18 protein-coding genes are annotated in these 18,762 nt (G+C 63.4%); 2 read left to right on the forward strand and 16 right to left on the reverse strand.

Translation table 11 applies throughout. The features are described from left to right. Positions 1–7: 7 nt before the first annotated feature. From ntrB to nasR, 3 genes are all read right to left on the reverse strand, one after another. Positions 8–886, reverse strand: a complete 879-nt coding sequence (gene ntrB, locus CKK19_RS14485) for a nitrate ABC transporter permease (RefSeq protein ID WP_022648369.1) — start codon at positions 884–886, stop codon at positions 8–10. A 2-nt stretch (positions 887–888) separates the two neighbouring features. Continuing rightward, the gene (locus tag CKK19_RS14490) at positions 889–2,136 is read right to left on the reverse strand and encodes a CmpA/NrtA family ABC transporter substrate-binding protein (protein ID WP_063138066.1); all 1,248 of its coding nucleotides are present in this window, start codon (positions 2,134–2,136) and stop codon (positions 889–891) included. Positions 2,137–2,363: 227 nt separating this feature from the next. Next, positions 2,364–3,536 (reverse strand): nitrate regulatory protein NasR, encoded by a 1,173-nt coding sequence (gene nasR / locus CKK19_RS14495; protein WP_058646421.1) that lies wholly within the window; start codon positions 3,534–3,536, stop codon positions 2,364–2,366. A gap of 73 nt (positions 3,537–3,609) precedes the next feature. On the opposite strand from nasR, the gene CKK19_RS14500 reads away from it, so the two are divergent. Both CKK19_RS14500 and CKK19_RS14505 read left to right on the forward strand, forming a co-directional pair. Then, a complete protein-coding gene (locus CKK19_RS14500) occupies positions 3,610–3,963 on the forward strand; it encodes a DsrE/DsrF/TusD sulfur relay family protein (RefSeq protein WP_023300288.1) in 354 nt (117 codons plus the stop codon). Positions 3,964–4,069: 106 nt separating this feature from the next. Continuing rightward, a complete protein-coding gene (locus CKK19_RS14505) occupies positions 4,070–5,854 on the forward strand; it encodes a methyl-accepting chemotaxis protein (RefSeq protein WP_023306429.1) in 1,785 nt (594 codons plus the stop codon). Positions 5,855–6,322: 468 nt separating this feature from the next. On the opposite strand, the gene CKK19_RS14510 is transcribed toward CKK19_RS14505, so the two are convergent. Genes CKK19_RS14510 through CKK19_RS14570 form a run of 13 tightly spaced genes read right to left on the reverse strand, consistent with a single transcriptional unit; the run spans position 6,323 to position 18,650 of the window. Further along, entirely contained in the window at positions 6,323–6,568 is a 246-nt protein-coding gene (locus CKK19_RS14510; RefSeq protein WP_034018438.1) for a DUF2274 domain-containing protein, read from the reverse strand. After that, complete coding sequence (locus CKK19_RS14515) at positions 6,565–7,845, reverse strand: TrbI/VirB10 family protein (protein ID WP_014603536.1); 1,281 nt, start codon at positions 7,843–7,845, stop codon at positions 6,565–6,567. Before CKK19_RS14515 ends, CKK19_RS14510 begins: the two co-directional genes overlap by 4 nt. 2 nt (positions 7,846–7,847) lie before the next feature. Continuing rightward, entirely contained in the window at positions 7,848–8,840 is a 993-nt protein-coding gene (trbG, locus tag CKK19_RS14520) for a P-type conjugative transfer protein TrbG (RefSeq protein ID WP_164823731.1), read from the reverse strand. Beyond that, positions 8,837–9,541 (reverse strand): conjugal transfer protein TrbF, encoded by a 705-nt coding sequence (gene trbF / locus CKK19_RS14525; protein ID WP_181853944.1) that lies wholly within the window; start codon positions 9,539–9,541, stop codon positions 8,837–8,839. Before trbF ends, trbG begins: the two co-directional genes overlap by 4 nt. An 18-nt stretch (positions 9,542–9,559) precedes the next feature. Next, complete coding sequence (gene trbL, locus CKK19_RS14530; protein ID WP_068596007.1) at positions 9,560–10,927, reverse strand: P-type conjugative transfer protein TrbL; 1,368 nt, start codon at positions 10,925–10,927, stop codon at positions 9,560–9,562. Further along, complete coding sequence (locus CKK19_RS14535) at positions 10,924–11,250, reverse strand: hypothetical protein (protein WP_068596004.1); 327 nt, start codon at positions 11,248–11,250, stop codon at positions 10,924–10,926. Before CKK19_RS14535 ends, trbL begins: the two co-directional genes overlap by 4 nt. A 12-nt stretch (positions 11,251–11,262) precedes the next feature. Beyond that, the gene (gene trbJ / locus CKK19_RS14540) at positions 11,263–12,006 is read right to left on the reverse strand and encodes a P-type conjugative transfer protein TrbJ (protein ID WP_164823732.1); all 744 of its coding nucleotides are present in this window, start codon (positions 12,004–12,006) and stop codon (positions 11,263–11,265) included. Beyond that, complete coding sequence (trbE, locus tag CKK19_RS14545) at positions 12,003–14,453, reverse strand: conjugal transfer protein TrbE (RefSeq protein ID WP_164823733.1); 2,451 nt, start codon at positions 14,451–14,453, stop codon at positions 12,003–12,005. The genes trbJ and trbE overlap by 4 nt, the downstream gene beginning before the upstream one ends. A gap of 10 nt (positions 14,454–14,463) precedes the next feature. Beyond that, positions 14,464–14,733, reverse strand: a complete 270-nt coding sequence (locus tag CKK19_RS14550; RefSeq protein ID WP_068587373.1) for a VirB3 family type IV secretion system protein — start codon at positions 14,731–14,733, stop codon at positions 14,464–14,466. Then, entirely contained in the window at positions 14,730–15,116 is a 387-nt protein-coding gene (locus CKK19_RS14555) for a TrbC/VirB2 family protein (RefSeq protein WP_068587371.1), read from the reverse strand. The genes CKK19_RS14550 and CKK19_RS14555 overlap by 4 nt, the downstream gene beginning before the upstream one ends. Further along, positions 15,113–16,183 carry a P-type conjugative transfer ATPase TrbB gene (gene trbB, locus CKK19_RS14560; RefSeq protein ID WP_164823734.1) on the reverse strand — a complete coding sequence of 357 codons (1,071 nt, stop codon included), beginning with the start codon at positions 16,181–16,183 and terminating at the stop codon, positions 15,113–15,115. The genes CKK19_RS14555 and trbB overlap by 4 nt, the downstream gene beginning before the upstream one ends. Next, complete coding sequence (locus CKK19_RS14565; RefSeq protein ID WP_068605611.1) at positions 16,180–16,656, reverse strand: CopG family transcriptional regulator; 477 nt, start codon at positions 16,654–16,656, stop codon at positions 16,180–16,182. Before CKK19_RS14565 ends, trbB begins: the two co-directional genes overlap by 4 nt. Further along, complete coding sequence (locus CKK19_RS14570) at positions 16,653–18,650, reverse strand: conjugal transfer protein TraG (RefSeq protein WP_181853945.1); 1,998 nt, start codon at positions 18,648–18,650, stop codon at positions 16,653–16,655. Before CKK19_RS14570 ends, CKK19_RS14565 begins: the two co-directional genes overlap by 4 nt. Positions 18,651–18,762 lie beyond the last annotated feature (112 nt).

Genomic DNA, 18,762 nt, shown 5'->3' on the forward strand with positions numbered 1-18,762 from the left:
TCACTCCTTATTTTTCCTGCCAGCTAAAGCGACGGGCGATCAGCATCAGCCCCTGCTCCAGCAGCAACCCGACCACGCCAATGATGACGATGGCGATGAGAATGTTTTCGACGTTGAGGTTGTTCCACTCATTCCAGATCCAGAAGCCAATGCCTAAACCTCCGGTGAGCATCTCGGCGGCGACAATCACCAGCCAGGCAATGCCAATGGAGAGACGTACCCCGGTCAACACCGCAGGCAGCACGGCGGGGAAAAGAATGCGGCGCATGATGGTCCACTCTGAGAGTTGCAGCACCCGGGCCACGTTGAGGTAGTCCTGCGGAATACGGCGCACCCCTTCGGCGGTGTTAATGACCATCGGCCAGATGGAGCAGATGAAAATGGTCCAGCTCGACGCGGGCTCCGCTTTCTGGAACAGCAGCAGGCCGATAGGCAGCCAGGCCAGCGGGCTGACCGGACGCAGGAGCGCGATCAGCGGGTTGAACATGCGGGAGAAAAAGGTGAAGCGCCCAATCAAAAAGCCCAGCGGAATGCCCGCCAGCGCCGCCAGACCGAAGCCGATGGCGACGCGCTGCAACGACGCCAGCACGTTCCAGCCAATGCCCATATCGTTTGGCCCGTCGCGATAAAACGGATCGGCAAACAGGGTCATGGCCGAATCGAGCGTGCTGAGCGGCGTCGGGAAACCTTTACTGTTTATCGCCGCCAGCTGCCAGAGCACCACCAGCAGACCGAGACCGAGCAGCGCCGGGATGACGCGCTGTAAAAACTCATTCATCCGACGCGTAAACGCTGGCGCACGACGGCGAACCTGTAGCGGAGGCAGGACAATCACTTCCCCGCTCTCTGACTTCTCTTGTGGTTGCGTATTTTGCAGATGCTGCATACTCAGGCCCCTTTACGGTGAATGGCGAAGCGGTTGGCGTACCCTTCCGGATCGGTGCCGTTCCAGACGGTGCCGTCCATCAGGGTACTGCTGCGATACGGTGATGACGGTGTGGACATGCCGCCCACGGCGGTCGCGGCATCCTGCCAGACCGCGGTCTGGTTAATGCGCTGTGCGATGCCCGCATAATCCGGCGCGGCGTTGAGCAAGCCCCAGCGACGGAACTGGGTTAAGAACCACATGCCATCGGAGAGATACGGGTAGCTCACGGCACCCTCATTGAAGAAACGGATCGGGTGCGCATCCTGCCAGCGCTGACCGAGCCCGTTGTCGTATTCGCCGAGCATGCGTCCGGTGAGGTACTGTTCCTTGCAGTTGAGCCATGCGCGGCGCGAGAGGATCTGCGCGGTTTCACGTTTGTTTTCCGCTGACGCCTCGATCCAGCGCGCGGCTTCCATCACGGCGCTCACCAGCGCACGTGCGGTGTGCGGATTTTTCGCCACCCAGTCGCGTCGGGTGCCGAGGATCTTTTCCGGGTGATCGGCCCAGATGGACTGTGACGTGGCGGCGGTAAACCCGATGCGGTCGTTAATCGCCCGCGCGTTCCACGGCTCGCCGACGCAGAACCCGACCATGTTGCCGATGCGCATGTTCATCACCATCTGTGGCGGCGGGACCACCACAGTGCGCACGTCGTCAAACGGGTTAATGCCCGCACTGGCCAGCCAGTAGTAGAGCCACATAGCGTGTGTCCCCGTCGGGAAGGTATGCGCGAAGGTGTAGGTTCCCGGTGCCTGCTGTGTAATCAGCTTTTTCAGCCCGTCGAGATCACGAACGCCCTTCTCCGCCAGATCGCTGGAGAGCGTAATGGCCTGACCGTTCTGGTTGAGAGTCATCAGGTTCGCCATCTGCTGCGGCTTGCCCGCGATACCCAGCTCCAGTCCGTACAGCAGGCCGTAAAGAATGTGTGCGGCGTCCAGCTCCCCCGCCACCAGCTTGTCGCGCACCGCCGCCCAGCTCGCCTCCTTGGTAGGTACAATGGTAATGCCGTGTTTTTTATCGAACCCTTTCAGGGCCGCGATAACCACTGGCGCGCAATCGGTCAAGGGGATAAACCCGATACGCACGGTATCCTGCTCCGGCTTATCTGACCCCGCCGCCCATGCGGCCTGCATGACACCCGGCAACAGCATCGCACCACTCGCCAGCATGCTGGCCTGCAATAACCGCCGTCTCGACAAATCCGCCATAATTGCTCCTTAAAAAAGGCAAAAAAAAGCGCCCGACGGTGCTGAAGCACCGCTGGACGCCTTTATCCCGAAGACGTATGCACCGCCGTTGGCGCATCGTCAAAAATAGTTAATCTGTTAATGCAAAGGTGATGCCAGCTTTTTAACCCCGGCGTTACGGGGTTTCTGCAAGGAGAGCGCTGTTTTACGCACCTCAATCAGGCATTAAATGCCCACTGACTGTGCAACTACTCCCCAGGGGGTATCTTCCACAGATTTTTCACCGTAAGGAGCGCACGGGCGATATCCACCATGCGTTGGTTTTTATCCATCGCCATTTTGCGCAGGGCTGTCCACGCCTGCTCCTCGCTCATGTTCTGATGCGTCATTAGCACGCTTTTGGCCTTGTCGATGGTCTTGCGCTCCTCCAGCGTGTCGCGCAGGGAAGCAAGTTGACGGGAGAGTTGCTCAATTTCGCGCGCCTGCTGGCGCACCAGCGGCAGCAGTGGTCTATCCGGAAATCGCGCCAGGATATCGCCGTACTCATCGTCTACGTGCAGGTTTTCGCTATAGCGACGCTCCTCAACTGCCGTCATCAGATCGGCAATGGCTACCTCCTCCAGCGTGCGCAGATGCTCAAGACGCGCGGTTTGCAGGGCAAACCATTTGAGGGCGGTATCGCCATTATCTGCCGGAGGCTGGCGGGTGCACGCTTCACGCCTGAGTTTTTCAGTCTCCAGACCCGGCTGACAGTTGAGGGTAAACGTCTCCTGCACGTCTGGAGTGCAATGGGAGATAAAAACCTCAAAGCAGGCCTGCTGGCCATCAATGCGATCCACCAGCCGCTGGCGAGTTTCATCGTCAAAGAATCCCTGGGTGAAACCAATAGCCCCTAACGCCCGCTCTTGTCCCACAAGTTCTTTGCCCTGCATCAGGCTGTAAAGGGCCACAAATCGGCCCGCGATGTGCGGATCGTCAATGCTGTCGCTGAGTTGAGGTACGATATTGAGCAGATGACGCAGTATGCGGCTGTAGTGTTCCATCGCCTGCGGCGCGGTGACGCGTTGACCTGTAACGCCATCACGCAGCACCGTCAGCGTTTCAAGGCCGTGCAGTGCGCTGGCGATACGTTCGCAGAGGGCGCTGCCCGGCAGCGGTTCGCTAAACAGGAGGTGCAATGCAGCAAGGTTTTCATCCACCAAAGCCCTGCTGGCCTTGCATTCAGGCCCGTACAATTTACCCTGCGAGCAGAGCCAGACATTTGACGCACCGCGTTCGCACTGTAGCATATGCACCAGTCGACTGATGCCGTTCACCAGTGCGCCCAGCTGCGCTAATCTGCCGAGCTGTTCCTCCCGCAGCATTCTTGCACGCTGGAACCATTCGGTCGCGCCAGGCGAACTGCCAGCCACTATCGTCATCGTTTCTCTCTCCGATACATATTCTTCGGTATGAGAAGCAATATTCGTGCCTTTTCAAAGAACAGGAGTCAACATGCAGAAGATTGTGATCGTCGCCAACGGTGCGGCCTACGGCAGTGAATCCCTTTTTAACAGTCTGCGCCTGGCAATCGCGCTGCGCGATAAGGAGAGTGAGCTGGAGCTGCGCCTCTTTTTGATGTCCGATGCCGTCACGGCCGCGCTGAAGGGGCAGAAACCCGCTGAGGGCTACAACATACAACACATGCTGGAGATCCTGACCGCGCAAAACGTTCCGGTCAAGCTGTGCAAAACCTGTACCGACGGTCGCGGCATTACCGGGCTGCCCCTGATTGATGGCGTGGAAATTGGCACGCTGGTTGAACTGGCTGAATGGACTCTTACCGCTGATAAAGTATTAACTTTTTAATAATAAATCGCTAAAAATATTATTTTCTTATGGACGCGGTTTCAGCATCAAGTTTACCTGCGCCATTGCCGATAGGCATGGAAACAACACAGCAGGTATTACACTTATGTTCAGATCCATTCGCGCCCGCATCATTGCGGCGACGACAGGCTGTATGGTCGTCGCCCTTCTTCTTAATACCATTATCAACTTTCAGGTCACGCGCCAGGATAATCAGCAGTCGCAGCGCGATATACTGACCAGCACCAGCGCCAGCCACAATATGGCGATTGCCGACTGGGTCAAAAGCAAAATGACGGTGATTGCCTCCGCGCAGAGTATCGCGCTGGCTGACGATCCGGTTCCGGTGTTTAAGCAATTAGCCCAGGCGGGCGGCTTCACCAACGTCTACGCAGGCTACGCCAGCAAGACGGCGAAATTCTCCGATCCTGCGGGGGTCCCGGCGGATTATGACCCAACCATTCGTCCCTGGTATCAGCAGGTGGTGAGCACGGACGGCCCGGTTGTGACGGCGCCCTACGTTGATGCCGGGACCGGGAAGCTGGTGGTGACGTTTGCCGTACCGGTGAAGGAGAATGGTACTCTGAAAGCAGTGGTAGCGGGCGATGTCGCCATGGATAGCGTGGTGGCGAACGTGCGCGGGATCCACCCAACGCCTGCCAGCAGCGGGTTGCTCCTGAACAGCGACGGCACGGTTATTGCCGCCAACGAGCCGACCCTGACGCTGAAGCCGTTTACCGGGACGATCAAAGGCATCGACCTTGCGGCGCTGAAGAGCGGTAATCCGGTCGACGGGACGCTGAATGATGAGGAAAAAACCTTTATCGCCTCAGCCGTGCCGGGCACGAACTGGCTGCTGGTCGTCGCCCTCGACAGCAGCGACGCTACCTCCGGCATGCGTTCCTTGCTGAAAGCGTCGGCAATCTCGCTGGTGATTCTGGCGCTTCTGAGCGGCGCCATTGTCCACCTCCTGATAGCCCGCCTGCTTAAGCGCCTGTCCGACATTCGCGACGCGATGCACAGCATTGCCAACGGCACCAACGATCTGTCCCAGCGTCTGCCGGATAGCGGCGATGACGAAGTGGCGCAAATTGCGCAGGCGTTTAACGCCTTCAGCAATAAACTCTCGGTGGTGATGGTCCAGCTTCGCGACGCCAGCGCCTCAGTGAAAAACGCCGCGCAGGAGATTGCGGCAGGCAATCAGGATCTCTCCGGACGTACCGAGCAGGCCGCGTCCAGCCTGCGTGAGACCGCCAGCGCCGTGGAAGAGATAACCGCCTCCGTCACCCAGTCGAATGAATCGGCCGAAGAGGCCAACGACCAGGCCAGTAAGGCCTCTGCGGCCGCAGCGCGCGGCGGCGAAGTTGTCTCGCAGGCAATCAGCACCATGCAGTCCATCGAAGTGGCTTCTGCAAAGATTGGCGATATCACCAGCGTGATTGACGGCATCGCCTTCCAGACCAACATTCTGGCGCTTAACGCCTCCGTCGAAGCGGCTCGTGCCGGTGAGCAGGGCCGTGGGTTCGCGGTCGTTGCGGGGGAAGTGCGTAATCTGGCCAGCCGCAGCGCTCAGGCGGCGAAAGAGATAAAATCCCTTATTGACTCCACTACCGAAAGCGTTGCAACCGGCTCCCGGTTTGTGCACCTTGCGGGCGACAGCATGGATGAGATCCGCGCCAGCGTCGGGAGCGTGTCTGGCATTATGCGTGAAATATCTATTGCCACCCGCGAGCAGATGAAAGGGATCCATGAAATTAACCACGCGGTGACTCACCTGGATCGTATGGTGCAGCAGAACGCTGAACTCGTTGTACAGTCTGCTGCGGCGGCCAGCGCGCTGCAAAGCCAGGCGGGCGACCTTGCTGAGACCGCTGGCCATTTCCGCATATAATTTTTCCCGGACGCGCGTTAAGCAGGGAAAACGCGCGTCCGCTGAAAGGTTTCAGGGATTTTGTCATTTTTGTTTAATCGTTGCGCCATTTTTTGATCGAAATCAGCATCACCCACCTTCCCCTTTGGTGTTATGCAATGAGTAAATTGTGAACAACATCACGCTCGGGATGGGCAAAAACGACGGGGTATAAAAAATGTCCGCTGTCAAGCTTCTAGGTGAGCGATGCAGCGCGACGATAGGGCTTGTGGGACAACAGGTTAGGCCAATTTCTGGCTTCTGCGTGTCGTTGCCGTTTTTCAAGCTAGGTGTCGTATAGGCGCTTCGCGATAGAAAGCGTAAGAGCGCCGTAGCGTGCAAGATCGCATCGATATCACGCCTTGAGTTGCCACAAGACTTCCTCAAAAGCGAAAGCGCAGCCCGCAGGCTGCGCTTTCATTCTGGGCAGTGGTGGCTGCGCCGACATCGTCAACTCGATTTCGGAGGCTCAGTCTTGCTCGTGCCCCCCTTCCTGAATCCCCGATCTCCAGCCATGAACGCTTCCAGCATATGCGGGATTAGCGTCGCCGCGTCGACAGCCTCGCCATACGCCTGCGCGTGTAGCGCGGCGTAGCGGTCGAGGTCGGCTTTCAAACTGGTCGGGCAAACGAAAGTCAGCTTGGTGCTCTCGGTCTTCGGCAGCGGGCCGAGTCGCAGCTTCTTGGTCGTGCTCATCGTGAAGTCCCCCGGTTGAAGAACAGCGGCTGGTACGGCCGCAGCACCAGATCCCGGTTGACGATGATGCGAACCGGCAGGCCCGGCCGTTGCGTCAAGGTCGGCTGGATGTTGAGGTTGCGCCGGGTCATCTCCTGGCCGACCTGATTGATGCTGTCCTGCGCGCTGTCGCGCCCAGCGATGATGACGCGATCACCATCCTGCCGGTTCTCCGGCGCGGCCAGCTCGGCACCGACGCCCAGCAGCGTGGTGAGTGCCGCACCGGCAAAGATGCGGCCCCAGTGGTAGTCCACATCGTCCTCCAGCCCGGCATAGCCGGCTGGGTCGGTGCCGGCCAGGTTGTCGAGCGTGAGCGAAGACGTGTCCGGCAGGATGATCCGGTTCCAGACGACTTGAACGCGGCTCTGCCCGTAGCTGACCTGGCTGTTGTATTTGCCCAGGATGCGCGAACCCTGCGGAATCAGCAGGAAGCGCCCGGTGGCTGTGTCATAGACCGGCTCCGTCACCGTGGCGATCACGTCGCCGGGCAAGTCCGACTTGATGCCCGTCACCAAGGCACCTGCGACCACTGTTCCGGCCATAACCTGATACGGCGAAATTGGCAGAGTCAGATTGCCGGAATTACGGGTTTCAGTGGGGCCAGCTTTCATGAAAGCCTCTTTCTGGTCTTGCCGGTTTTGCACCGCTGTCGGGTCAGCAGGTTGGGCCGCCGTGGAGGCCGGCCCGGCCGCCAGCGGGTCAAACGCCGCATTGGCGGCGAAGCCCGGCGCAGCGGCCACCTGTGTCTGCGCTACCGGCGCCGCATTCTGCCCACCCGAGCGGAAGAACACGGACGAGGCCGCGGCCGCCTCGGCTTCTTTTCGCAGGGCATCGTTCGGGTCGTGACCGGGGGCCGCGTAGGCAGCCGTCGCCGGCTGCTGCGACTTCACGATAGCCGGGCCAAGATCGCCCGGCAGCGGTGGCCCTAGTTCGGGAACGGCAGGCGGCAACGCCGGCGGCAGCTTGGAATAGTCCGTCGGCAGCGCATCCAGTCCTTCCGACTTTGACACGCGATCGACGTTGTAAAGCTCGGTCTGCTCGCCTGTGCTGCGTCGATGAGGTTGCAGCGACCACATCAGCGCGCCGAGCACGGCGACCGCTAGGACGCCGGCAAGGATGGCCAGCGAGCGCCGGTTCAGGCGTGTGACTGGACGCGGCTGGGCGCGCAGCGCCACTGCCTCCGGCGCCACCTTGTCCGCCTGCGGCGCGGCAAGGTCGGGAGTGTCATCCTGGCTCATGGTCAGTTCCTCCGTGCAACACCATCGGTGCGCTCGATCCGCACCACGTCGCCGCCATCGCCGCCCAGCCGCAGTTCGGCCGCGCCGAACAGGCGATCCACGACGTAGTACGGCGAGCGAAAACGGTAGTTCACCAGTTGCCCGTCGCCCTGCGCGCCGATGACAAACAGCGGCGGCAGCTCGCCCTGGGCGATGCCCGGCGGGAACTGGATATAGACCTTCTCTCCATCATCGAAGGCGCGCAGAGGCTTCCACGGCGGGTTGCTGCCCGATACCGCGTAGCGGAAGCGGATCTTGTCCAGCGACAGGCCCGTATCGACAGGCGTTGTTGCCTGCGCTGCCTGCGCCTGGCGCTGCAACGCGAGCATTCGGTCTTTCGGATAGTCCCAGGACACCGACGCCATCCATGCCCTCTCGGTCGAGGTCAGCTCCAGCAGGTAGGTGCGCCGACTGGTGGTGATGACGAGATTGGTTTTCAGACCGGAGCGGATAGGCTTGACCAGCACATTGACGCGCAGATCGGCCCCGCCGCCGCTGGACGTGTCGCCCACGATCCAGCGCACGGTATCGCCGGCGGCGACCGTTACCAGTTCCTCGCCCGGTTGAAGCGAAACCACCGTCACGCGCCCCGGCGACGCATAGACCTGATAAAGCGCGCCATCGGTGAACGGCCACACCTGAATCGCGTTGACGTAGCCCTCACGGGTAGGCGCGATACGCGCTTCTGCATTGGCACGGGAAACGCGCACCTTTTCGTCGGCCGGCTCCGGCGCAACGGGGGCCTCATCGAGTTCCGGCAGCGGCTTCAACTGCGCCGGCAGCGCCAGCGGTTCAGGGACGGCGACGACTTCGACGGGCGTGGGCGGTTCGGGCAATGGCTGGGCCAGCACCGGCTCGTCGAGCAAGATGGACGGCGGCGGCTTGCCCTGCGAGGCGCAGCCCGCGAGGGCCAGAAGCGTCAAAGGAAAAACGTAAAGGCGGAAACGAAGTTTCATGGTTTGGCTCCTTCGGAAGAATCCAGTTCGCGGCTCCATGACAGGCCGTTGACGTAGATGCCCAATGGGTTCTTGCGCAGGCGCTGTTCAGTACGCGGGGTTTGCAGGACGGTCGAAAGCACGGCGTTCCAGCGTTCGGTGCCGGCGGGCGCACCGTTGACATAGCGCTGCTCTGTCCAACGCACGTTGAAAGACGTGTCGCTGGCGCGAACCACGCTGGTGATCTGCACCGTCACCGATTCCTTGCCGATGCGGGCGAATGGGTCATTGGTGCGGGCGTAGTCGTTGAGCACCGCCGCGCCCTTGTCGGTGGTGTAGTCGTAGGCATCGAGCCAGTTCTGCCGCACCACGATGGGGTCGATGGACAGCGAGCGAACCAGCGTCACGAAGCGCGCCAGGTGGTGCGCGATCTGCGCGTCGCCGGGCCGGTACGGCGTGGCGGCCTCACCTACGGCGCGCACGTGCCCGGCCTGATCGACCTCGATGACATAGGGCGTCACGATGGACTGCGCCGAGCGCCACACCAGGCCACCGGCCATCAACAGCGCGAGCACCAGGCAGCCGAAGGCCATCAGGCGCCAATTCTTCGCCTGCACGCGAGCCGAGCCGATACGGTCGTCCCACACCTGGGCGGCGGCTTGATACGGGGTGGCAGGCTGCGGCGTATCGGCGTAGCGCACCTGCGGTCGTTTGAATCGCATGGGTGTTCTCCTTGAAGATTAGGTATCCGAATCCCGCAGGCTCGGGCCTTGCCCGGAGCCGCCGCCGTCGCCGCCGCGCAGCGTGTGGGCGGCAGTGGTCGCGGCATGGGTGGCTTGCTGGCGGCGGTGCATCCGCTTGGCCCAGGCAGGCTGCTCTTGCTTCTGCGAGCCTGCGGTGCTGTCCGCGGCCTGGCCGGGGCCGGCACCGTCGCTGCCGGCTTCTGTGCCGTTCCAGCCGGCGCGGAAGGAATCGGTCATCTTCTGCCCCGCAGCGGAAGCACCAGAGGCGACGCGGCGGCCTGCGGCTTGTGCGCCAGTCTTGGCGACATTGCCGAAGCCAGCCACCGCGCCCTTGGCACCGCCGCTGGCCGCAGTGGCACCGGCCTGGAACGCCGATCGGGCACTGCCGGCCGCCGAAGTCGCGGCACGCGCGCCGGCACCGGCCAGCTTTGCGGCCGCCGGGGCCATTCGTGCACCTGCCATGACGGCGCCGCCCACGCCCGTTGCGGCGGCCCCGATCGCAACGCCGGTGCCGACAGCCCCGACCGCAGCACCAGCCATCGCGCCCGCACCAAGCTGCGGCGCACCGGACACCAGGCCGGTGGCGATACCGGGGCCGAAAATGCCCAGCGCCAGCAGCGCGAGCGAGGCCAGCATCACGACCAGCGCGTGGTCGATGGATGGCTCGTCCGGATGCACCTGGAACTCGGCGAACAGGCCGGAACCGATGCCGACGATGACGGCCAGCACCAAGACCTTGATGCCTGACGACACCACGTTGCCTAGCACCTTTTCCGCGAGGAACGAGGTCTTGTTCCAGAGTGCAAACGGGATCAAGACGAAGCCGGCGAGCGTGGTCAGTTTGAACTCGATCAGCGTGATGAAAAGCTGTACCGCCAGCACGAAGAAGCAGAGGATCACCACCAGCCAGGCGATGAACAGCACCACGATGGGGTCGATGTTCACGAACACCTCAGGGAACCCAGCCATGTCCCCGATTTGCTCCAGAATCGGCGCGGCAGCGTCGATGCCGGTTTTTGCCAGGCGGCCCGGCTGAAGGAAGTTCTCCATCGTGATGGCCGAGCCGGTCGCGGTAATCCCCAAGCCGGCGAACGAGCGGAACACGATGCTCGCCAGCCAGTTGAAGTTGCCGATGATGTAGGCGAACGCGCCGACATAGAGCACCTTGCGCAGCAGCTTGGCGATCACGTCGTCTCCCTGGCCGGTGGCGTGGCTCATGGCCCAATACAGGCCAGCGATCGTCATGTCGATGATGATGAGCGTGGCGGTGAGAAATGCCACTTCGCCCTGCAATAAACCGAAGCCCGAGTCGATGTAGCGCGAGAACGTATCGAAGAAACGGTCGATGATGGTCACGTCGTTCATGGCGAATCCTCGGGCGGAGTGAGCGGAGCGGCGCCCTCTGGCAATTCATCTGCGGGCGTATCGAAGCTCGGCGGAATCGGCAGGAGTTCAGCCAGCGAGTTGTATTCGTCCGGCCCGGTATAGCCGGCGAAAAAGCGCCGCCGGAAGGCTTCGGCGGCGGCGCGGCAGGCATCCTCGCCCACGGCCTGCCGGTCGGCCGCGCATTGCCCGCGCAATGCCTTGAGCCGCACCGGATCTGCGGCCAGGGCGTCGGCCAGGTTCTCGGCCGGCTGCTGGCCGCACGCGGTCAGCAGCACGGCCAGCAGGACGGAAGCGCATCGCATGGCCGCCTCCGGTCAGTTGTTGTAGAAGTTGACGGACTGCGGCGTGTACGGCGTGCCGGTGCCGAGGAAGCGCCGCCGCACTTCGCGGGCGCGCTCCATAGCCGCCGCTTGCCGCGCCAGTTCCAGCGAAGCGGCCCGGTCTTGCGTGATCTGGAGCTGCTGCGACTGGATCGACTGCTTGGCCTGCAAAGCCAGGAGCTGGTTCGTCGCCTGCATCGCTTGCAGCGCGCCGGTGGCCGACTGGCTCTGGCTCACGAGGTCGGCCAGCGCGCTTTCGTCTTGGGCGAGGTTCTGCGACACCTGCGCCTGCATCCGCATCGCGGTATGCAGGCCGTTCAGGGTGTTCTGCCAGCGTTCGCGGGCATCCTGTGCCATGCGGTCGCCGCTGATGGTGGCGGCGTACTGTTCCGGGTACAGGCGGGCGAACGTGGCATCCATGCTCTGCACGTCGTAGGCCAAGCCGCGCGCCTCGGCGATCAGGCGCTCGGTGGTGGCGAGCGTCGAGCGCAGGCGGTTGACGATGTTGAAGTCGAGATTTGCCAGGTTCCTGGCCTGGTTCATCAACATCTGCGCCTCGTTCTGGAGCTGGTTGATCTGGTTGTTGATCTGTTCCAGCGTGCGCACGGCGGTCAGCGTGTTCTGCACGAAGTTGGACGGGTCGAACACCGTCAGCGCGGATGCGGGCTGCACGGCCAACATCGATACCGACAGCACGGCAGCGAGTGAGACGGAGAGCAAACGGGGCTTGGTCTTCATGGCGAAACCTCCAGCGGTTGAGAAGCGAGAAAGGAAGCTGCCGCCTGAGCGGACGGCAGCAGGTCGGCGGCCCAGCCGAGGCCGCGATGACGCAGCCACGCGCCGGCGAAGCCTGGAGCGCCGGCCTGCGTCAGCATGCGGTCAATGTCGCGTTGGTCTTGAGGGGTGGATGCGCCCGCGAATGCGAGCGCGACAGGCCCCAGGTCGAGGTCGAAAAGGCGGTTGCCGAGGCGCGACTGGTAGTAGTAGTCGCGCTTGGGCTGCGCGGTGGCGACGATCTCGATCTGCCGGCTGTTCAAGCCGAAGCCTTCGTAGATCGAGCGAATCTGCGGCTCGGTCGCCTGCGGATTAGGTAAGAAAATCCTGCTCGCACAGCTTTCGATGATGGCTGGCGCGATGGTCGAGTCCTTGATGTCGGCCAGCGACTGCGTGGCAAAGATGACGCTGACGTTCTTCTTTCTGAGCGTCTTGAGCCATTGCCGGATGCGGGCCGCGAAAGATGGCTCATCAAGGAATAGCCACGCTTCATCGAGGATCAAAAGCGTGGGCGCGCCGTCGAAACGTTCGTCGAAGCGGGCGAACAGGTAGCGCAGCACCGCTTGAACGGCGGCAGGGCTGTGCATCAGTTCTTCCATCTCGAAGCCCTGCACGTCTGCCATGCCCAGCCGGTCTTGGTCAGCGTCCAGCAGCTTGCCGTGTGCGCCGCCCAGCACATAGGGCGCGAGCGCTTGGCGCAGCGCGTTGGACTGCAATAACACCGACAAGCCGGTCATGGTGCGCTGCTCCGCCGGCGCACCGGCAAGGCTTCTCAGCGCCGACCAGATGGCAGCCTTCTCGTCCGGGCCGACCGTCACGCCTTCGTGCAGCAGCCGGCCCTCCACCCATTCGGCGGCCCAGGTGCGGTAGCCCTCCTGGGCAATTCGTGCGAGTGGCTGGAAGGCGATGCCGCCATCGGCGCCGAGGTCATAGTGCTCACCGCCAAGGCCGAGGATGGTGGCGCGCATCGAGCGCCCCATGTCGAAGGCGAAGATCCGCGAGCCGAAGTAGCGCCGGAACTGCATGGCCAGGATGGCGAGCAGTACTGACTTGCCCATGCCAGTCGGCCCAGCGACAAGGGTGTGGCCCACGTCGCCGATGTGCATTACCAGCCGGAACGGCGTCGCACCATCGGTGCGTGTCACGATCAGCGGCGGGCCGTCGAGGTGGTCGTTCTTCTCCGGCCCAGCCCATACCGCTGACAGCGGCATCATGTGGGCCAGGTTCAGCGTTGAAACGATGGGCTGACGCACGTTCGCGTATGCGTTTCCGGGAATCGAAGACAGCCAGGCATCGACGGCGTTCAATGTTTCGGGGATCGTCACGAAGCCCCGGCCCTGGATGACGCGCTCCACCATGCGCAGCTTCTCGTCGGCCACGGCCGGGTCGGCGTCGAGCACCGTCACCGTGGCGGTGAGGTAGCCGAAGGCAACTTGGTCGCTGCCCAACTCCTGCAAGGCGGAGTCGGCGTCAGCGGCCTTGTTGCTCGCATCGGTATCCACCAGCGGGGATTCCTGCTGGAAGATCGTCTCGCGCAGCAACGCGACGACGTTCTTCCGCTTCGCAAACCATTGACGGCGCAAGCGGCCGAGTTCCTTTTCCGCCTCGGCTTTGTCCATGCAGAGAAAGCGTGTGCTCCAGCGGTAGCCAAAGCCCAGGCGGTTGAGGTCGTCCAGAACCCCCGGCCACGTCGAGGTCGGAAAGCCTCGCACCGACGCCACGCGCAGGTGTTGGTCGCCGAGCATGGGCGCAAGGCCACCGACCAAGGCGCAGTCGGCCAGCAGCGCGTCGATATGAAACGGCACGTCGGGCACGTCGACGCGGTAGCGCCGCGTGGACACCGTGGCGTGCAGGTAGGTCAGCGTCTGGTTGTCATCGAGCCAGGCAATCTCCGGCATCACGCCATCGAGCAGATCGAATACCCGATCGGTTTCCGACACGAAGGCATCGAGCCGGCCACGCCAGTCCACTCCGTCGCCTGGCGAGTTCTCGTAGAGCAGCTTGGCAGCGCGGGCACGCGATTCCTCGGGCGGCAGAAACACCATCGTCAGGTGATAGCCGCTCTCGAAGTGGTGGCCCGATTCCTCAAAGGCGGCGCGGCGTTCCTCGTCCACCAGCCAGGACAGTGGCTCGGGAAAGTCCGAGTGCGGATAGTCTGCCGCTGGCCGGCGCGCGGCTTCGATGAACAAGGCCCAGCCTGAACCCAGGCGGCGCAGCGCGTTGTTGAGCCGCGCCGATGTGGCGATCAGCTCGCCCTGCGTGGCGCTGTCCAAGTCTGGCCCGCGAAAGCGTGCGGTGCGCTGGAATGAGCCATCCTTGTTCAGCACCACGCCTGGCGCGATCAGCCCGGCCCAGGGTAGCCAGTCGGCAAGCAAGGCCGGGCGCTGACGATATTCGGCAAGGTTCAGCATGCGATCCTCCTCACACGTCCAGCAGCGGCTTGTGCTTGATGTGGCGCGCGAAGACCTGCATAAACTGCGGATCGACGCGCGCACCCCATACGGCCAGCGAGTGGCCTACGATCCAGAGCACCACGCCGAGAATCCACAGTTGCAGGCCCAGGCCGACGGCGGCGGCCAGCGTGCCGTTGGCGATTGCCACGGTGCGCGGTGCGCCGCCCAGCAGTATTGGCTCGGTCAGCGAGCGATGCAGCGGCACCTCGAAGCCTGGAAAGTCGCTGGCCGCACTCATACGACGGCCCCGCCGGAGAACGAGAAGAACGACAGGAAGAATGAGGAAGCGGCGAACGCGATGCTCAACCCGAACACGATCTGGATCAGCTTGCGAAAGCCGCCGCTGGTGTCTCCGAAGGCCAGCGCCAGTCCCGTGGCGATGATGATGATGACCGCGACGATGCGTGCCACCGGCCCCTGGATCGACTCCAGAATCGACTGCAAGGGCCCCTCCCACGGCATCGAGGAACCGGCGGCCTGCGCCGTCCCGGCCAGCAACAGCAGCAGCGCGGCCAGCAGCAGTCCATGACCCGCAGGGCGGGTGAGGCTGCACAGCGGCGCCAGGCCGGACAGGCGAGGAGGCGGATTTACGGAAAAGCGGAAAGAATCAACATGCGTCATGGCAGTTCTCCAAGTCGGTTGGGGGGGCGGGGATGTGCAGCGGCGTCAGCTGCGAGAGGAACCGGCGTCAGCTCCGGAAACGGCGTTTCCAGTGCGTCCGCCAGGCGATAGCCCGTGTCGTCGAAGCCGACGACACGGGCTATGGTTTCGACGTGGCGCTTGCGGCCGCGTCCGGCGATGTGGATGACGACGTTGACCGCCTCGGCGATCAGCGCCCGCGGCGGATTCACAGCGACTTCGAGAATCAGCTGTTCGAGGCGCAGCAAGGCGCCCAGCGCGGAGCCGGCATGGATGGTTGCAATGCCGCCGGGGTGGCCGGTGCCCCACACTTTGATGAGGTCGAGGGCTTCGCCGCCGCGCACCTCACCGACGATCACGCGGTCAGGCCGCAGACGCATCGTGGCTCGCACCAGCTCGGTCATGGTGACGACGCCGGCGCGGGTGCGCAGCGGCACATGGTCGCGGGCCGCGCATTGCAGCTCGATGGTGTCTTCGAGCACCAGCACGCGGTCGCCTGTGGCGGCGATCTCGGCCAGCAGCGCGTTCGCCAGCGTGGTCTTGCCGGTGCTGGTGCCGCCAGCGATCAGGATGTTCTGCCGCTCGCGCACGGCGCGGCGCAGGAACTCGGCCTGCCCGGCGGTCAGGATGCCGTCGGCCACGTAGCGATCCAGGCCGATGATGCTCACGGCCCGCTTGCGCAGCGCGAAGGCTGGCCCCGGGGCGGCCGGAGGCAGGATGCCCTCGAAACGCTCGCCGGTCTCCGGCAACTCGGCGGTCAAGAGCGGCTGGCCGCGATGCACCTCCGCACCGACATGCGCGGCGACCAGGCGGATGATGCGTTCACCATCGGCCTCGGGCAGCTCCACGCCCAGCGGCGAGCGACCCGACGACAACCGATCCACCCACAGGGTGCGATCGGGGTTGAGCATGATTTCCACCACATCCGGGTCTTCGAGCGCAGCGGCGATCAGCGGCCCCATTGCCGTGCGCAGCATCTGGATGCGGCGATCCTGGGACGCTGCTGCGGATGAGCGAGGTTCGGGCGGGATCTGTGGAACGGCACTCATGATGCACGCTCCGCAGTTCGTTCATGGGCGGACGCCATCACTGCTGCGTCATCCATCCGCATCGGATCGGGGTGCAGTTCCTCCACCACGTCGCGCACCAGACTGCGGCCGCGCAGAAGGTGGCGGCCCAACTGCTCGACGAACTGCTCGAAGCGCACCTTGCCCTGGGCGCGTGCCGCATCCTGATGGGCTTCGGGCACCGGCGTGCTGACGGTCAGGAAGTAGCGGATGAACAGCGCGAGCGTTTCGATCTGGATGTTTTGGTCGCGCTCCAGGCGTTCGGTCTGCCGCGACAGTCGATCCAACCGCTTGGCAATGGCGGCCTCGCGCTGGTCGCCAGCATCGGGCGACAGCCAGGACGCCAAGGCCGCTGCGACGATGGACGACTTGGACACGCCTTTCTTGGCGGCCAGTTCGTCCAGGCGCTGGGCGTGCTCGGGCTGGATGAAAAGATTGAGGCGGTATTGGCTCATAGGTCGATTCCGTCGTTGGGGTCGAGGGAAGCCAGCCGGGCCGTGCGCTGCATGGCCGGGTCGAGCTGGCCGGGAAGCGGCAGCGCCAGGTCGTCGTCATCGAGCAGCGCCAAGTCGTTCGCATGTGCGTCCGGCTCAGGGTCGTAGGCGACGGTTTCGGAGAGTTCGGGCTGGCGGCGCGGGCCGCCGTCGTCGGTGCCGCCCAGGCCATCGGCGGATGCCGAGGCCGGCGCCGCAGGTACGGCCGGGATCGCCAAGCCACTCCAGTCGTCGGGGCGGGCTGGCGGCGCGTCGGTGTACCTCCCGGCTACGAGCGCGGGCGGTGGCAGGACGCGATTCTTGAAATTGGCGTCGGCGTAGTAGCGCAGCTTCTTCGCGCGGATCGGGGCAACGCTGGACACCATGACCACTGCGTCATCAGGTGGAAGCTGCATCACCTCGCCGGGCGTCAGCAGCGGACGTGCAGTTTCCTGACGCGACACCATCAGGTGCCCCAGCCACGGAGCGAGCCGGTGGCCGGCGTAGTTGCGCTGCGCGCGAAGCTCGGTGGCGGTGCCGAGGGTTTCTGAAATCCTTTTCGCCGTCCTTTCGTCGTTCGTGGCGAAAGTCACCCGGACATGGCAGTTGTCGAGGATGGAATGGTTCTGCCCATATGCCTTGTCGATCTGGTTCAGGCTCTGAGCGATGAGAAAGCTGCGGATGCCGTAGCCGGCCATGAAGGCAAGCGCGGACTCGAAAAAATCTAGGCGACCCAGCGCCGGAAACTCGTCCAGCATCAGCAGCAGCTTGTGCCGGCGCGCGATGCCATCGCTGCCGTCGAGCGATTCGGTCAGCCGCCGCCCGATCTGGTTCAAGATGAGCCGGATCAGCGGTTTGGTGCGGCTTATGTCGGAGGGCGGCACCACCAGATAGAGCGATACCGGGTGCTCGGCGGAAATCAGGTCGGCGATGCGCCAATCGCAGCGCGATGTGACTTCGGCCGCGGTCGGGTCGCGGTACAGGCCGAGAAACGACATGGCGGTGGAGAGCACGCCCGATCGCTCGTTGTCCGACTTGTTGAGCACTTCGCGGGCAGCGGATGCGACAACCGGGTGAGGCGCATCGCCCAGGTGCTTCGTCGTCATCATCCGGTGCAGCGTCAGCTCGAACGGACACGCCGGGTCGCTGAGGAAGTTGGCGACACCGCGCAGCGTCTTGTCCTCGCCTGCGTACAGTACATGCAGGATGGCGCCAACCAGCAGCGCGTGACTGGTCTTTTCCCAATGGTTCCGGCGTTCGAGTGCGCCATCGGGATCGACAAGAATGTCGGCCACGTTCTGCACGTCGCGCACTTCGTGCGCGCCGCGCCTCACTTCCAGCAGCGGGTTGTAGGCTGCCGACTGCGCATCCGTGGGGTTGAACAGGAGGCAGTGGCTAAACCGCGAACGCCAGCCTGCGGTGAGCGTCCAGTTCTCGCCTTTGATGTCGTGAACGACGACGGATGCGGGCCAACTCAACAAGGTGGGAACGACCAGGCCCACACCCTTGCCCGAGCGCGTTGGTGCGAAGGTCAGGACGTGTTCCGGGCCTTCATGGCGGAGGTACTGGCCGCGATGCAGCCCGAGGAAAACCCCGTCGGGCTGGATCAGCCCAGCTTTGCGTATGTCTTCCGCATCGGCCCAGCGTGCCGAACCGTAGGTGGTGACAAGGCGCGCTTGCCGCGAGCGCCACACCGACATGGCGATGGCGACCACCACGGCCACCAGACCACTTCCACCCGCGATGGCCCCGCCGATATCGAAGACGTGCGGCGCGTAGGCATCAAAGAAGAACCACCACTCGAACAGCCGCCAAGGGTGATAGACCGGGGTTCCAAAGAAGTCGAACCATGGCGAGCCAAGGCGTAGTTGATAGCCCAGGGCGGCGGCTGTCCATTGCGTTGCACCCCACACGCCGGCGATCACGATGCCGAATACGGCGGCGATCTGCCCGAACAGTACGCCCTGAGCTTGCATTGACTGGCCTCCGATTTCCCTGCACTGATTCCTCGTTCAAAAGCGGCACAGGAACGTGCCGCATAGAGCGAGGATCGGTGCCGGGTGGGTGCCCGTCAAAGACCGTTTTGAG

This window comes from Enterobacter sp. CCUG 70166 (assembly GCF_020224095.1).
Lineage (GTDB): Bacteria > Pseudomonadota > Gammaproteobacteria > Enterobacterales > Enterobacteriaceae > Enterobacter > Enterobacter intestinihominis.

Bases quoted from the DNA above. Each gene is read 5' to 3' on its own strand.
- nasR (WP_058646421.1), bottom strand. From the start codon at position 3,536: ATGACGATAGTGGCTGGCAGTTCGCCTGGCGCGACCGAATGGTTCCAG.
- trbF (WP_181853944.1), bottom strand. From the start codon at position 9,541: ATGCGATTCAAACGACCGCAGGTGCGCTACGCCGATACGCCGCAGCCT.
- trbL (WP_068596007.1), bottom strand. From the start codon at position 10,927: ATGAACGACGTGACCATCATCGACCGTTTCTTCGATACGTTCTCGCGC.
- CKK19_RS14490 (WP_063138066.1), bottom strand. From the start codon at position 2,136: ATGGCGGATTTGTCGAGACGGCGGTTATTGCAGGCCAGCATGCTGGCG.
- CKK19_RS14505 (WP_023306429.1), top strand. From the start codon at position 4,070: ATGTTCAGATCCATTCGCGCCCGCATCATTGCGGCGACGACAGGCTGT.
- CKK19_RS14555 (WP_068587371.1), bottom strand. From the start codon at position 15,116: ATGACGCATGTTGATTCTTTCCGCTTTTCCGTAAATCCGCCTCCTCGC.
- CKK19_RS14565 (WP_068605611.1), bottom strand. From the start codon at position 16,656: ATGAGCCAATACCGCCTCAATCTTTTCATCCAGCCCGAGCACGCCCAG.
- CKK19_RS14500 (WP_023300288.1), top strand. From the start codon at position 3,610: ATGCAGAAGATTGTGATCGTCGCCAACGGTGCGGCCTACGGCAGTGAA.
- CKK19_RS14535 (WP_068596004.1), bottom strand. From the start codon at position 11,250: ATGCGATGCGCTTCCGTCCTGCTGGCCGTGCTGCTGACCGCGTGCGGC.
- trbG (WP_164823731.1), bottom strand. From the start codon at position 8,840: ATGAAACTTCGTTTCCGCCTTTACGTTTTTCCTTTGACGCTTCTGGCC.
- CKK19_RS14570 (WP_181853945.1), bottom strand. From the start codon at position 18,650: ATGCAAGCTCAGGGCGTACTGTTCGGGCAGATCGCCGCCGTATTCGGC.
- CKK19_RS14515 (WP_014603536.1), bottom strand. From the start codon at position 7,845: ATGAGCCAGGATGACACTCCCGACCTTGCCGCGCCGCAGGCGGACAAG.
- trbJ (WP_164823732.1), bottom strand. From the start codon at position 12,006: ATGAAGACCAAGCCCCGTTTGCTCTCCGTCTCACTCGCTGCCGTGCTG.
- CKK19_RS14550 (WP_068587373.1), bottom strand. From the start codon at position 14,733: ATGAGTGCGGCCAGCGACTTTCCAGGCTTCGAGGTGCCGCTGCATCGC.
- trbB (WP_164823734.1), bottom strand. From the start codon at position 16,183: ATGAGTGCCGTTCCACAGATCCCGCCCGAACCTCGCTCATCCGCAGCA.
- trbE (WP_164823733.1), bottom strand. From the start codon at position 14,453: ATGCTGAACCTTGCCGAATATCGTCAGCGCCCGGCCTTGCTTGCCGAC.
- ntrB (WP_022648369.1), bottom strand. From the start codon at position 886: ATGCAGCATCTGCAAAATACGCAACCACAAGAGAAGTCAGAGAGCGGG.
- CKK19_RS14510 (WP_034018438.1), bottom strand. From the start codon at position 6,568: ATGAGCACGACCAAGAAGCTGCGACTCGGCCCGCTGCCGAAGACCGAG.